A 14,032-nucleotide genomic window follows, 5' to 3' on the forward strand; every position below is an offset into this window, starting at 1 on the left:
CGCCTCCCTGAAGGCCCGCGCCCCCAGCCGCAGCAGGCTCACCGATCCCGCCGTCGGCGTCTGGCTCGCCGCCGGGGCCGTCACCGCGCTCGGCTGGATCGTGGTCGCCGCACGCGGCGGCGACTTCCTCACGCTCGCGAACGTCGTCGGCATCCTGCAGAACTGCGTCGCCCTCGGTCTGGTCGCCGTCGGGCAGACTGCCGTCATCCTCACGGGCTCCCTCGACCTGTCGGTGGCGTACCTGATCAGCCTCGGCACCCTCGTGGCCGCCACCACCATGGAGGACGGCAGCGTCGTCACCGCGGTGCTCGCCGTCCTCGCCCTGTCGGCGGCCGTCGGACTCGCCAACGGCCTCATCGTGACCGGGCTCAAGGTCAACGCGTTCATCGCGACGCTCGGCACCGCGTTCATCCTGCGCGGCTGGATCGAGGACAACTACACGGGACCCGCGGGCAAGGTCCCCGCCTCCTTCCAGCACCTGGGCTACGACCGGATGGGGCCGATCCCCGTCTCGCTCTTCCTGCTCGCGGCCGTCGCCGCCGCGATGTGGGTGATCACCCGCCGCACCCGCTTCGGGCATCACCTGTACGCCACGGGCGGCGACGAACATGCGGCGCGGCTCTCCGGCGTCCGCACCCGCCGCACGGTCATCGCCGCGCACGTCCTGTGCTCGCTCTGTGTCGGCGCCGCCGCCCTCTTCCTCGCCTCACGGCTCGGCGCGGGCGCCCCCTGGGCCGGCACCGAGGCCCGCTACGACCTTGAGTCGATCGCCGCCGTCGTCCTCGGCGGCACCATCCTGGCGGGCGGGCGCGGGGGAGTGGCGGGCACCCTCGGCGGGGTCCTCGTGCTCGCCGTGCTCGACTCCGTCTTCAACCAGCTCGGCGTCGACCCGTTCTTCAAGAACGTCGTGCGCGGCGTCGTCATCATCGCCGCCGTCGCGATCTATGCCCGGCGCGGCAGCAGGAGGTCCGCATGAGCAGCGGCGCGGCGACCGTCGCCCCCCACAAGCGAGTCGTACGTTCCCTCGGCACCGGAGCACCCGTCTACGCGCTCCTCGTCGTCCTGCTCGTCGCGCTCGCCGCCACCGACCCGGGCTTCTACGAACCCGACCGCTTCCTCGCCTTCGTCAAGCGCGCCGCGCCCCTGGTGATCCTCGCCGCCGGGCAGTATCTGGTCATCGTCTGCGGCGAGTTCGACCTGTCGGTCGGCGCGATCGTCACCGCCGGAGTCGTCGCCGCGGCCGAAGTGTACGGCTCGTTCCCGGGCGCGCCCTGGCCGCTCATCACGGCGGGCCTGCTGCTCGCGGGCGCGGTCACCGGCCTCGTCAGCGGGCTGATCACCACCCGCCTGAGAGTGCCCTCGTTCATCACCACGCTCGGCATGATGCTGATCCTGGAGGGCGCCGTCTTCTTCTGGACGGGCGGTTCCCCGCACGGGCAACTCTCCGAAGGCTTCCGGCAGATGGGGCGCGGCACCGCCCTGGGCTGGCTGCCCTGGGCGGTCCTGGCCTGCCTCGTCGCGGGCATCGTCGCCGTCCTGCTCATGCGCTCCGACTTCGGCCGTACGTTGATCGCCACCGGGGACAGCGAACGCGCCGCCGCCCTCGCGGGAGTCCGCGTGCACCGCGCCCGCGTCATCGCCTTCGTCCTGTCCGGTGTGGCGGCGGCGCTCGCCGCGGTCCTCGTCGGCGGCTTCTCCGGGGTCTCCGCGCAGGCGGGCCGCGGCTACGAGTTCGAGGCGATCACCGCGGTGGTCCTGGGCGGAGTCGTGCTCGGCGGCGGCCGGGGCAGCGTGGTCGCCGCGATGGCGGGCGCCTTCTCGCTGCAGGCCCTGTTCACGCTGCTCAATCTGCAGGGCGTATCGGGCGCCCTAGAGTCCACCGTCCAGGGCGTCATCGTCATCGCCGCGGTCGGGCTCGGGGCCGCCGACTGGTCCCGGCTGCGCCGCCGTCGTATCCACTCCTCGGAAGGCAGACCCTCGTGATGAACCTCCGTGTGAACCGCGGGCGCGCGCTCACGCCCGCTGCCGCCGCTCTGCTCGCGGGCGCGCTGCTCACCTCCTGTTCCAGCGACACTCCCCCCGACTCACCCGCCGCCGCCTCGCAGTCCGCCGGATCGGACGAAGGCGGGGACAAGCCCTCCAAGTTCTTCGAACAGGCTGAGTACGAGCGCCAGTTGAAGCTCGGCAAGGAGACCCCCGAGGGCCCGGAGGCCAAGCCCTGGGAGCAGATGCTGGAACCGGAGATGACCGACACCGCCCGGTACAAGAAGAAGGGCTCGGGCGGCACCCACCTCTGCTTCTCCAACGCCGGAGTCTTCAACCCCTGGCGCCAGGTCGGCCTGAAGAACATGAAGGCCGAGGTGAAGCTGCACAAGGAGATCGACGACTTCACCGTCCTCGACGCCCAGGGCAAGGACGACAAGCAGATCTCCGACATCCAGGAGCTCGCGGGCAACAAGGACTGCGACGCGCTCATCGTCTCGCCGAACACGACCGCCACCCTCACCCCGGCGGTGAAGGAGGCATGCGGCAAACTCCCCGTGATCGTCTTCGACCGGGGTGTGGAGACCGACTGCGCCGTCACCTTCGTCAACCCCATCGGCGGCTACGGCTACGGCGCAGTCGCCGCCGACTTCCTCGTCGACAAGGTCAAGCCCAAGGGCAAGATCCTCGCCCTGCGCATCTCTCCCGGCGTGGACGTCCTGGAGACCCGCTGGTCGGCGGCGAAGCTCGCCTTCGACAAGAGCGAACTGGACGTCGTGGACGCCAAGTTCACCGACGGCGACCCCGCCAAGACGAAGTCGATCGTCTCCGACGCGATCTCCCGGCACGGCTCCATCGACGGCGTCTGGATGGACTCCGGCGCCACGGCCGTCGCCGCCGTCGAGGCCTTCGAGGACGCGGGCGTCGACGTCCCGCCGATCACCGGCGAGGACCAGCAGGACTTCCTCCAGGCGTGGAAGGACAAGAAACTCACCGCGATCGCCCCCACCTACCCGACCTTCCAGTGGCGCACGCCGGTCATCGCGGCCCTGCGCATCCTGGACGGAAAGGAGGTCCCCAAGGAGTGGAAGCTGCCGCAGCCCACGGTCACGCAGGCCAACCTCGACGAGTACCTCCAGGAGGGCATGCCGCCGCTGCACTACGCGATGTGCGGCTGCCAGGAGATGCCGGGCTTCCCCGGAGACTGGGGAGGCAAGAAGTGACGTATGCCGCCTGGCAGTTGGGCGCCAACCCGTGGATCTGGCACTCGCCGGTCACCACCGAGGTGCTGGGTGAGACGCTGCCCCGCCTCGCGGGCTGGGGCTTCGACTGCGTGGAGTTGCCCCTGGAGCAGCCCGACGACTGGGATCCCGCCGCGGTGGCCAAGCTCCTCGACGCCACGCGCTTGACGCCCGCGGCCGTCGTCGCCGTCATGCCCGACGAGCGCAACCTGGTCCGCGCGGACCAGGGCACGCTGCGCGCCACCCAGGACTACCTGCGCCGCTGCGTCGACGCGGCGCACGCGATCGGAGCCCCCGTGGTCGCCGGTCCCGTGTACGCGGCGGTCGGCCGGACCTGGCGGATGGACCGGGCGGCGCGGGCGGCGGCGTACGAGGAGTGGCGCGAGCACGTCGCGCCGGTCGTCGAGTACGCGGCACGCGCCGGTGTCCGTATCGCCGTCGAGCCCCTCAACCGCTACGAGACGAGCCTGTTCAACACCGTCGCCCAGACCGTGGAGGGCCTCGAAGGTCTGCCCGAGGAGTCGATCGGCGTCGCTCTGGACACCTACCACCAGAACATCGAGGAGCACTCCCTGCCCGAGGCGGTCCGCGCGGCGGCAGGGCGCATCGCCCACGTCCAGGTGTGCGCCAACGACCGCGGAGCCCCCGGCGCCGACCACCTCGACTGGCCCGGCTTCCTGCGCGCGCTGAGTGAGGCGGGCTACCGAGGGCCGCTCTGCATCGAGTCGTTCACGGCGCACAACGACGCCATCGCCGTCGCCGCCTCCGTCTGGCGGCCCCTCGCGCCCAGCCAGGACGCCCTTGCCACCGACGGGCTCGGCTTCCTGCGCCGGGCGGTGGCCGCCCTCTGACCTCCGGCCATCCCGCACAACCGTCCGTTCTTCCCCAGCAGAGAGGACCAGCCATGGGCTGTCATGTGCGTGACATAGGTACGCGCGATGCGAAAGGCTTACGAAGAACGCTGATCGCCTTCGTCGCGGCGCTGCTCCTCGCCGTCGGTTTCCTGCCCGCCACCTCCAGCGCCGCCGACAAGGCGCCCGCCTTCCGCGCGCTGCTCTTCACCAAGGCCGTCGGCTACGTCCACGACTCCATCCCGGCCGGCGTGCAGATGGTCAAGGAGCAGGCCGCGGCGAACAACTTCGAGGTCGTCGAGACCGCCGACGCCACCGTCTTCGACGAAGCGAAGCTCAAGGACTTCGACGTCATCATCATGCTGCAGAACTCCGGCATGGTCTGGGACACCGACGCCCAGCGCGACGCCATGAAGGCGTACGTGAAGAGCGGCAAGGGAGTCGTCGCCCTGCACAACACCCTCGACATGGGCGTCGAGGACTCCTTCCCCTGGTGGGACGACCTGATCAACGCCGGCGCCCACATGCCCGCCCACTCACCGGGCGTCCTGAAGGGCACCGCCAAGGTCGCCGACCGCGCGCACCCCTCCACCAAGGGCCTTCCCGAGCGCTGGGAGCGCCCGGAGGAGTGGTACAACTTCGACAAGAACCCCCGCGGTGACGTGCACGTCCTCGTCACCGCCGACGAGACCACGTACGACCCGGGCGGCTCCAAGATGGGCGCCGACCACCCCATCTCCTGGTGCCGCAACGCCGAGGGCGGCAAGGTCTGGGCCACCGCCATGGGCCACGACAAGGCGTCGTACAGCGAGCCCGCCTTCCGTGAGCACGTACTCGGCGGCATCCAGTGGGCCGCGGGCAACAAGCCCGGCGACTGCGGCGGCACGGTCTGGTCCGGCTACGAGAAGACCGCCCTGGACGACAACACCGCCGACCCGATGGAACTGGACGTCGACAAGGACGGCAAGGTCTTCTACGTCCAGCGCAGCGGCGAGGTGAAGATCTTCGACCCGAAGAGCCACTCCACCTCCACCGCGGGAAAGCTCGACGTCTACACCGGCGGTGAGGACGGCCTCGTGGGCATGGAACTCGACCCCAAGTTCGCCACCAACCGCTGGATCTACCTCTACTACGCCCCCGCCAAGGCGACGGACGACGTCAACCGCCTCTCCCGCTTCACGGTCAAGAAGGACAACACCCTCGACCTCGCCAGCGAGAAGAAGCTCCTGGACGTCCCCGCCTACCGCGACCGCACCTTCCCCGAGCCCGGCCACACCGGCGGCGCCGTCGAGTTCGGCCCGAACCGCACGCTCTATCTCGGCGTCGGCGACGACGTCCCGCCCAACCTCGACCCCAACTGGCAGGGCTACGCCCCACTCGACTGGCGCCCCGGCAAGCAGATGCTGGACGCCGCACGCACCGCCGGCAACACCAACGACCTGCGCGGCAAGATCCTGCGCATCAAGCCCACGGACAAGGGCGGCTACACCATCCCCCAGGGCAACCTCTTCGCCAAGGGCACCGCGAAGACCCGCCCCGAGATCTACGCCATGGGCTTCCGCAACCCCTTCCGCTTCACCGTCGACCCCAAGACGGGCTACGTGCACGCCTCCGACTACGGCCCCGACCGCGGCGCCCCGACCACTGACCGCGGACCCGAGGGCCTGGTCGAGTACAACGTCATCAAGAAGGCCGGCAACTTCGGCTGGCCCTTCTGCCACGGCAACAACCAGGCGTACGCCCCCTACAACCCCGACACCAAGGAAGTCGGCGCCAAGTTCGACTGCGCCAAGCCCACCAACCCCTCACCGAACAACACCGGCCTGAAGGATCTTCCGACGATCGCGCAGCCCGAGATCTGGTACGGCTACGGCGAGTCCAAGGAGTTCCCGGAGATGGGCGCGGGCGGCTCGGCGCCGATGAGCGGACCCGTCTACCACTACGACGCCAAGAACCCCTCCAAGACGAAGTTCCCCGCCTACTTCGAAGGCGCGAGCTTCTTCTACGAGTGGGCCCGCGACTCGGTCAAGGAGATCCGTTTCGACAAGGACGGCAAGCTCCTGAAGATCAACGACTTCCTGAAGTCGGCGAAGTTCGCCAAGCCGATGGACATGACCTTCGGGCCCGACGGCTCCCTGTACGTCCTGGAGTGGGGCAGCGAGTTCGGCGGCGGCAACAACGACTCCGGGCTCTACCGCATCGACTACGCCCAGGGCCAGCGCACCCCGCTCGCCCAGGCCAAGGCATCGGCCACCAACGGGCCGACCCCGCTGAAGGTCGACTTCTCCAGCGAGGGCAGCAAGGACCCCGACGGCGATCCGCTCACCTTCGCCTGGGACTTCGACGGCGACGGCACCTACGACTCCACCGAGGCCAACCCCTCCCACACCTACGACACCAAGGGAGACTTCAACGCCCAGCTGAAGGTCACCGACTCCACCGGCAAGTCCGGCTACGCCAACGTGCCCGTCACCGCGGGCAACACGGCACCCAAGGTGAAGGTCGAGACCCCGGTCGACGGCAAGCTCATCGAGTTCGGCGACAAGATCCCCTACAAGGTCACCGTCACCGACCCCGAGGACGGCACGATCGACTGCTCCAAGGTCACCGTCAACCCGGCCCTGGGCCACGACGACCACGAACACCCCACCACCGACATCCCCGGCTGCGAAGGCACCGTGGACACCGGTGACCTGGGCGGCCACCCCGAGGGCGCCGACCTCACGTACGTCCTCAACGCCAAGTACACCGACAAGGGCGGCGACGGCGTCAGCGCCCTCACCGGCTACGGCCGCTCCGTCATGCACCCCAAGCACAAGCAGGCGGAGTACCACGACGACCAGTCGGGGACCCGCATCGTCTCCCAGGAGGGCGCCGAGAACGGCAAGCGCATCGGCGACATCAGTGACGGCGACTGGATCGCGTACAGCCCGATGAGCGTGGAAGGCGTCAGCAAGGTCAGCTACAAGCTGTCCTCGCCCTACGGCGTCGGCTCGATCGAACTGCGCGCGGACGCCCCGGACGGCAAACTGCTCGCCACCACACCCGTCCCCAATACCGGGGGCTGGGACACCTATCAGGCCACACCCGACGTGCCGGTCGAAGCCCTGTCCGGCACCCACAAGCTGTACGTGGTCTTCAAGTCGCCACAGAACAACTCCTTCGACGTGGACGCGGTGCAGTTCACCACGTCATAGTCACCCGGAAGTAGCCGCCGGAAGTGGCCGCCGGAAGTCGCCGGGGGCATAGAAAAGTCCGCAGTGCGCCGCTGTCCAAGGCGCACTGCGGACCTTCTCCCCCCGGTCAGCGAGTGCCGACGGCCGCGCGCACGGCGCGGCGGGCCAGCTGGCAGTCGTCGTGCAACCGCCTCAGCAGCAGCCGCTGCTCCTCACCGGATGTCGCGGCGCCGGGGTGGGCCGCCCCCGGTGCCGCAGGCGACGTGTCGTGCATGGAACGCTGCACGGCCATCTCGTACGTACGGATCTCCCGGGTCAGCACCAGCATCAGGTTGACCAGGAACGCGTCACGCGCCGCCGGGCCCTGCTCCTGCGCCAGCTGACTGATCTCGCGCCGCGCGACCGGTGCGTCACCGAGCACCGACCACAGCGTCGCCAGGTCATAGCCCGGCAGATACCACCCCGCGTGCTCCCAGTCCACGAACACCGGACCGGCCGGGGAGAGCAGGATGTTGGAGAGCAGCGCGTCACCGTGGCAGAACTGCCACGTGCCGTGCTGTCCCGCCGAGTGCGCGATGCCGTGCAGCAGCTTCTGCAGGTCGCCCATGTCCCGGTCGGTCAGCAGCCCCAGCTCATGGAAGCGGTTGATCCGCTTGCCGTAGTCCATGGGCCTGCCGAACAGCTCCTGCGGGGGACGCCACCGATTGAGGTGGCGGATGGAGCCCAGCGCGAGGCGCACGTCCGCGCGCGGCGGCGGCTCCACGGGGTGGCGGGACAGCGCGGCGACGCGTCCCTGCATCCGCTCGATCACCAGCGTGCAGTCCTCGGGGTCCGCGGCGATGAGCCGCGGGGCCCTGACCGGAGGACGGTGCCGGACGAACGAGCGGTATGCCGCTATCTCGTGCCGGATCCGCTCGGCCCACGCGGGCGAGTGGTCCAGTAAACATTTGGCGATCGCGGTGCTGCGTCCTGTGGTTCCCACCAGCAGTACGGTGCGTCCGCTGCGGCGGAGCACCTGTACCGGGTTGAACTCCGGACAGATGCGGTGCACCGAGGCGATCGCGGTGCGCAGTTGCGCCCCCTGGGGGCCTGACAAGTCGAGTCTCCCGCTGAGCGGTTGCGTGCCGGGCCCCGGAACGCGTCGCGTCCGGCCGGCGCCGAGCGACCCGGCCGCGGGGCGCGCGGGCTCCAGATACGGGCCGCTGCCGGGCTGTCGGCTGTGCAGTGGCCGGGGCGGGGCGGACACGGAGGACGATGCTGTGTACATGGGCGATACAGATCCCTTCGTGTGCCTGCGAATTGCGGCGCCTCCCGTCCCCGGCCCCTTTGGGAGCACCCTGGGGAATGTCCCGCGGTGGGCCGGGTCGGGGTGGCGCATTCCTACCTGACACCCGGCGTCCCCTGGCACACCATGTGGCGCACCCTGGCGAACCCTGGCGAATAGTCGCCCAGCAACTGACAGAGGGTTACTGTCAACTCAGCCGAGAACCTGGGGGCTTGACGTGAACGGACAACCCAACACCCGACTGTCGGACCTTTTCGGCCTGGCAGGCTGGTCCAAAGGGGAACTCGCGAGACTGGTGAACCGGCAGGCGGCGGCCATGGGCCATCCGCAGCTGGCCACCGACACCTCGCGGGTACGGCGTTGGATCGACATGGGAGAAATTCCGCGCGATCCCGTGCCCCGGGTGCTGGCGGTTCTGTTCACCGAGCGTCTCGGCCGTGTCGTGACCATTGAGGATCTTGGTCTGGTCCGGCACGGGCGCGTGGGGAAGCAGCGTGGCGACGGGAGTGTGGAGCACCCCGACGGCATGCCGTGGGCGCCCGAACGGACAGCCGCGGTCCTCACCGAATTCACGGGAATGGACCTCATGCTCAACCGACGCGGCTTGGTGGGCGCGGGTGCCGCGCTCGCCGCCGGCTCCGCACTGACCGGCGCCATGCACGACTGGCTGCACACCGATCCGGCCCTTGCTGCCGACGCTCCCCGAACCGACCATCCCCTGCACGCCGACCCCGCTGGGTTCGACCGTTACGAGGCCGCCCCCATCGGGTCGCAGGAGATCGAGGAACTGGAGACCTCCGTCGAGGTGTTCCGGGCCTGGGACGCCTCCCGTGGCGGAGGGCTGCAGCGCAAGGCTGTGGTGGGGCAGCTCAACGAAGTGGGCGGCATGCTCGCCTACCGACACCCCGACCATCTCCAGCGCCGCCTGTGGGGCGTCGCTGCCAATCTCGCCGTCCTCGCGGGCTGGATGTCGCACGACGTCGGCCTGGAGCCCACGGCGCAGAAGTACTTCGTGATCGCCGCGCACGCGGCCCGCGAGGGCGGCGACCGGCCGCGCGCCGGCGAGGCCCTGTCCCGGGCCGCGCGCCAGATGGTGCATCTGGGGCGCCCCGACGACGCCCTGGACCTGATGAAACTCGCCCAGTCGGGTTCGGGCGAGGAGATGTTGCCGCGCACGCAGGCCATGCTCTACACCATCGAGGCCTGGGCACAGGCGTCGATGGGCAAGGGGCAGGCGATGCGCCGCACACTCGGCATCGCGGAGGACCTGTTCGTCTCCGACAAGGGGGACGTACCACCGCCCAGCTGGATGCAGATGTTCGACGAGGCGGACATGCACGGCATGCAGGCCCTGGCCTTCCGCACCCTCGCCGATCACGACGCGTCCGCCGCCAACACCGCCCAGCGCCATGCCCGGGAGGCCATCGAACTGCGGGCCAAGGGCCGCGACCGCTCGCAGATCTTCGACTACATCTCGCTGGCATCGGCATGCTTCATCGCCGACGACCCCGAACAGGCCGATCGGTACGCACGGTTGGCCCTGGTGTCGATGGGGTCGAACTCCTCGCTGCGCACCTGGGACCGGCTGCGCGAGATGTACCGCCTGACGGCTCAGTACTCGGGCTACCCGAAGATCGAGGACCTGCGCGAGGAGATCAAGCTGGCCCTGCCCAAGGCCTCGGCCAAGACCGGAGGTGGCAGCCGGGTCCGCGCATAGGACCCGGCACGGCTCGGGGGATCAGGAACCCACCCGGGCGACCAACAGGCAGGCGTCGTCCTCACGCGGGGCCACGCCGAACTCTTCGACGACCGTCCTCACACAGTCCTGCGCACCCCGTGTGTCCGTGAAACGTGGCGCGAGCGCGAGCAGCCGGCTCGTGGCCGCGTCCCTGGCGCGCCGGGGGACCAGCCCATCGGTGTGCAGCAACAGCAGGTCGCCGGGCGCGAGTTGCATCTCGGCCTGCTCGTACGTGGCTCCGGAGGTCGCCCCGAGGATCACTCCAGCCGGTGGCGTCAGCGCGCGCCCCGTCCCGTCGCGGAACAGCAGCGGGGCGGGGTGTCCCGCCTGCGCCCAGCTGAGGGTGCGGGTGGCGGGGGTGTACTGGCAGCAGACGGCGCTGCCGAGGGCCGGCTGCGCGGTGCTGTCCAGCAACTGATTCAGCCAGCCCATCAGTTGGGCGGGCCGGACTCCGGCGACGGCCATGCCGCGTACCGCGCCGAGCAGCATCGCCATGCCCGAGGTGACGGTGACGCCATGTCCCGTGAGGTCGCCGACGCTGAGCAGGAACTGGCCGTCGGGCAGCTCCATCGCGTCGTACCAGTCGCCGCCGATCAGTGCGCTCGTGGAGGAGGGGAGGTAGTGCGCGGCGAGGTCCAGTGTCGCGGGTCCGCCGTGCGGGAACCGCAGGGAGCCGCGCCACGGCGGCAGCACGGCCTCCTGCAGTTCGACCGCGAGCCGGTGCTCTGTCTGCGCGATGTGCCGCTGGCGCTGCAACGAGTCACGGGTCTCGCGCACCACTCGCTGGCTGCGGCGCAGCTCGCTGACGTCCCGCAAGACCGCCCACATCGAGGCGGTGCTGCCATCAGCGGCGAGCACGGGCTCGCCCATCATGTGCACCTGTCGGACGCCGCCGTCGGGGCGCACGACACGGAATTCGCCGTCGATCGGCTTCCCGTCGATCAGACAGTCCGTGACCATGGCCGTCAGCATCGGCTGGTCGTCGGCGTGCACCAGGGAGGGCAGCTCGTCGAGGGAGAGCGGGGGAGCTTCCGGGTCCCGCCCGAGGATCTGGTACAGCTCGCCCGACCAACTCGCCTCGTCGTTCAACAGGTTCCACTCCGCGCTGCCGACCCGGCTGAGCAGTGAGCCCTGCTGGGGTTCGAGCGGTGGAGGAACGGCCGGAGCGGTGGGCTCGACGGCCGGTTGCGCGGGTCCGTCCCGCAACTGTGCGAGATGGTCGTCCAGGTCGTTGAGCTGATGGACGGCCAGGTCGCACAGGGCGCGTTGCCAGCGCCCCTGCGGGTCGCTCTGGTCGGGCACGGCATCTCGGCGTACGGCGTCGACCTGGCCGCGGAGCCGACGTGTCTGCGTGATCAGCGCTTCGACCGAGCCGCGCTCGGGCGGCTGGGCGGAAGGGCGGTCCGCGAAGACATGGGACGGCATGAGGTGCTCCGTTGAGGATGCGGTGCGACCAAACGGGCGGGATGGACCGCTAATGACTTTCGCACAGCGGGGGGTGGCTCGTAAGGGATTTGGCAACACACGACGCGTGGTTGCTTATGGCATATGTCCGTGTCCTTCGGAACGATATGTTCCGGAGGCGCGATCCCGATCACCCGCGCAAGTAGCGGACAACGGCCAGGACGCGGCGGTTGTGGTCATGTGACGCGGGCAGCCCGAGCTTGTCGAAGACGGCGGCCACGTGCTTCTCCACCGTCCCCGCCGAGACGACGAGACTCTGCGCGATCGCCGCGTTGGACCGCCCCTCGGCCATCAGCGAGAGCACCTCGCGCTCCCGGTCGGTCAGCGGGGCGAGTTCCTCCGCGCGCCGCCCGGCCCCCGCCAGCTGCGTGACGACCTCGGGGTCCAGGGCCGTGCCCCCGGCGGCCACCCGCTCCAGGGCGTCGGTGAACTCCGCGACGTTGGCGACCCGGTCCTTGAGGAGGTATCCCACCCCCGCCGAACCCGCTGCGAGCAGCCGCGTGGCGTACTTCGTCTCCACGTACTGGGAGAAGAGCAGCACTCCCGTGCCGGGGTGGTCGCGGCGGATGTCGATGGCCGCGCGGAGCCCTTCGTCCGTGTGTGTCGGAGGCATCCGGATGTCGGTCACCGCGACGTCCGGACGGTGCTCGGCGACCGCGGCCCGCAGCATGTCCCCGTCGCTCACCGACGCACAGATCTCGTGCCCGCGCTCCTGGAGCATCTGACCCAGCAACTCCCGCAGGACGGCGGCATCCTCAGCGATCACGACGCGCATGGCGGCATGCTCTCACGCGTGCAGCGGCAGCTCGACGGTGACCGCCGTCGGCCCGCCCTCGGGACTTCTGACATCCATCCGCCCATCGACCGTACGTACGCGTTGCAAGAGTCCCGCGAGCCCGCTCCCCGCTCCGGCATCCGCGCCACCACCCCCGTCGTCCCCGACCTGCAGAAAAAGCCGCCCGTCCAACTGGGCCACCGTGATGGAGGCCCGCCGGGCCCCGCTGTGCTTGATGACGTTCGCCAGCAGCTCGGCCGCGCAGAAGTACGCGATGGTCTCGATGGCCGGGGTCGGCCGCTCCGGTATCTCCGTCACCAGGTCGACGGGGACGCTGCTGCGCGCGGTGAGCGTGGCGAGCGCGTCCGGCAGCCCGTCGTCGAGGACCGGGGGATGGATGCCGCGGGCCAGATCCCGCAGCTCGGTGAGGGCCTCGGTGGCGTGGTGATGGGCCCCGTCGACGAGTTGACGCAGGCGGGCGACATCCAGGGGCGCACTGCCTCGGCCGCCGCCCTGGCCGTCGTCGGCGGCCTCGCTCTCGGCGAGCCGCTGCCTGATCATGTCCAGGCTCATCGCCACCGCGACGAGGCGGACCTGGGCCCCGTCGTGCAGATCGCGCTCGACCCGGCGGAGCAGCGCCACCGAGTCGTCCACGGCGAGCGCCCGTGTCTCCTCCAAGTCGCGCACGCGATCGGCCAGTTGGCCCGGACCGAGCAGCGCGCCGATCAGCCACCGGTCGGCCTCGGTCACCAGACGGGTCACCCAGGGTGCGCCCAGCACAATCCCCGCACCGACGGCGACCGCGAGGAACGTGCCGCCGAAGGTGTCCGCGTCCGGGCCGCCGAAGAAGAACGGCGTGAGTACCGGCATGCCTTCGGGGGAACCGGGCTCGGGGCGTTGCCCGAAGAGCGCCCACCGCAGCGGCGCCGTGAGATTGATCAGCCCCACGAGCCACCACAGAACCGCGTACGCCCCCAGACACCCGACCGGCAGCTTCGCCAGGACATAAGCAGCCGCCCGCCAGCCGACCCCGTCCGACAGCCGGGCGTCGAGTCGATTGACCCACCGCCCCTCCGGACGCAGCGGCGGTGGCGCCGGCGTCCCGTCCCCGAGGAACAGGGCCGCGAGGCGACGATGCACGCCGCCCAGCGCACGGGCCAGGTGTAGCCCCGTGATGAACAGAAGCGCCCCGAGCACCGCGAACAGCACCGACACGGTGAAGCCCGCACCCAGGGCCAGCACCACCGCGAGAAGCACGCCGCCCACGAGAGCCGGCGGGAACCCGGTCAAGCAGTACGCCGCCTCGGCCCACGCCCGCCGCGTGAGCGGGGCGCGCCCCACGGCTCCCACGAGCGCGCGCGCTCCTCGCGCGCCCGTCGGTGTGGGCCCTCGAGCCTCCGTCATCACAACCCCCGCTGCGGACCTTGACCTGGTACGGCCGGACAACCTCACGTTAGGCCCCCGCCGCGGCCCGCCGGAACGCGGATTTCCTCCGTGTGGAGTGGGGGTTTTCCCCCAG

At 70.4% G+C, this 14,032-nt stretch carries 10 protein-coding genes; 6 read left to right on the forward strand and 4 right to left on the reverse strand.

The window, feature by feature from the left end; all coding sequences use genetic code 11:
- Positions 1-7: 7 nt before the first annotated feature.
- The 5 genes from AB0M70_RS08350 to AB0M70_RS08370 are packed head-to-tail and all read left to right on the forward strand — an operon-like array spanning position 8 to position 7,272.
- Positions 8-976 (forward strand): ABC transporter permease, encoded by a 969-nt coding sequence (locus AB0M70_RS08350; RefSeq protein WP_365818745.1) that lies wholly within the window; start codon positions 8-10, stop codon positions 974-976.
- Complete coding sequence (locus AB0M70_RS08355; RefSeq protein ID WP_365817711.1) at positions 973-1,983, forward strand: ABC transporter permease; 1,011 nt, start codon at positions 973-975, stop codon at positions 1,981-1,983. The genes AB0M70_RS08350 and AB0M70_RS08355 overlap by 4 nt, the downstream gene beginning before the upstream one ends.
- A complete protein-coding gene (locus tag AB0M70_RS08360) occupies positions 1,983-3,206 on the forward strand; it encodes a substrate-binding domain-containing protein (RefSeq protein WP_365817713.1) in 1,224 nt (407 codons plus the stop codon). The genes AB0M70_RS08355 and AB0M70_RS08360 overlap by 1 nt, the downstream gene beginning before the upstream one ends.
- Positions 3,203-4,075 (forward strand): sugar phosphate isomerase/epimerase family protein, encoded by an 873-nt coding sequence (locus tag AB0M70_RS08365; RefSeq protein WP_365817715.1) that lies wholly within the window; start codon positions 3,203-3,205, stop codon positions 4,073-4,075. The genes AB0M70_RS08360 and AB0M70_RS08365 overlap by 4 nt, the downstream gene beginning before the upstream one ends.
- Before the next feature lie 53 nt (positions 4,076-4,128).
- Positions 4,129-7,272 carry a ThuA domain-containing protein gene (locus AB0M70_RS08370; protein ID WP_365817717.1) on the forward strand — a complete coding sequence of 1,048 codons (3,144 nt, stop codon included), beginning with the start codon at positions 4,129-4,131 and terminating at the stop codon, positions 7,270-7,272.
- A gap of 106 nt (positions 7,273-7,378) precedes the next feature.
- Here AB0M70_RS08370 and AB0M70_RS08375 read toward each other — a convergent pair whose 3' ends face one another.
- Positions 7,379-8,518 (reverse strand): aminoglycoside phosphotransferase family protein, encoded by a 1,140-nt coding sequence (locus AB0M70_RS08375; protein ID WP_365817719.1) that lies wholly within the window; start codon positions 8,516-8,518, stop codon positions 7,379-7,381.
- A gap of 235 nt (positions 8,519-8,753) precedes the next feature.
- On the opposite strand from AB0M70_RS08375, the gene AB0M70_RS08380 reads away from it, so the two are divergent.
- Positions 8,754-10,253 (forward strand): hypothetical protein, encoded by a 1,500-nt coding sequence (locus tag AB0M70_RS08380; RefSeq protein WP_365817721.1) that lies wholly within the window; start codon positions 8,754-8,756, stop codon positions 10,251-10,253.
- A 21-nt stretch (positions 10,254-10,274) separates the two neighbouring features.
- Here AB0M70_RS08380 and AB0M70_RS08385 read toward each other — a convergent pair whose 3' ends face one another.
- From AB0M70_RS08385 to AB0M70_RS08395, 3 genes are all read right to left on the reverse strand, one after another.
- A complete protein-coding gene (locus AB0M70_RS08385; protein WP_365817723.1) occupies positions 10,275-11,699 on the reverse strand; it encodes a SpoIIE family protein phosphatase in 1,425 nt (474 codons plus the stop codon).
- A 169-nt stretch (positions 11,700-11,868) separates the two neighbouring features.
- Entirely contained in the window at positions 11,869-12,513 is a 645-nt protein-coding gene (locus AB0M70_RS08390; protein WP_365817726.1) for a response regulator transcription factor, read from the reverse strand.
- A 12-nt stretch (positions 12,514-12,525) separates the two neighbouring features.
- Positions 12,526-13,863 carry a sensor domain-containing protein gene (locus AB0M70_RS08395; protein ID WP_365817728.1) on the reverse strand — a complete coding sequence of 446 codons (1,338 nt, stop codon included), beginning with the start codon at positions 13,861-13,863 and terminating at the stop codon, positions 12,526-12,528.
- Positions 13,864-14,032 lie beyond the last annotated feature (169 nt).

It is taken from the genome of Streptomyces sp. NPDC051214 (genome assembly GCF_040682375.1).
Classification (GTDB): Bacteria; Actinomycetota; Actinomycetes; order Streptomycetales; family Streptomycetaceae; genus Streptomyces.

What these genes read in the sequence shown, in the direction of transcription:
- AB0M70_RS08360 (WP_365817713.1), top strand. Translation starts at nt 1,983, where the DNA reads ATGAACCTCCGTGTGAACCGCGGGCGCGCGCTCACGCCCGCTGCCGCC.
- AB0M70_RS08355 (WP_365817711.1), top strand. Translation starts at nt 973, where the DNA reads ATGAGCAGCGGCGCGGCGACCGTCGCCCCCCACAAGCGAGTCGTACGT.
- AB0M70_RS08385 (WP_365817723.1), bottom strand. Translation starts at nt 11,699, where the DNA reads ATGCCGTCCCATGTCTTCGCGGACCGCCCTTCCGCCCAGCCGCCCGAG.
- AB0M70_RS08375 (WP_365817719.1), bottom strand. Translation starts at nt 8,518, where the DNA reads ATGTACACAGCATCGTCCTCCGTGTCCGCCCCGCCCCGGCCACTGCAC.
- AB0M70_RS08370 (WP_365817717.1), top strand. Translation starts at nt 4,129, where the DNA reads ATGGGCTGTCATGTGCGTGACATAGGTACGCGCGATGCGAAAGGCTTA.
- AB0M70_RS08390 (WP_365817726.1), bottom strand. Translation starts at nt 12,513, where the DNA reads ATGCGCGTCGTGATCGCTGAGGATGCCGCCGTCCTGCGGGAGTTGCTG.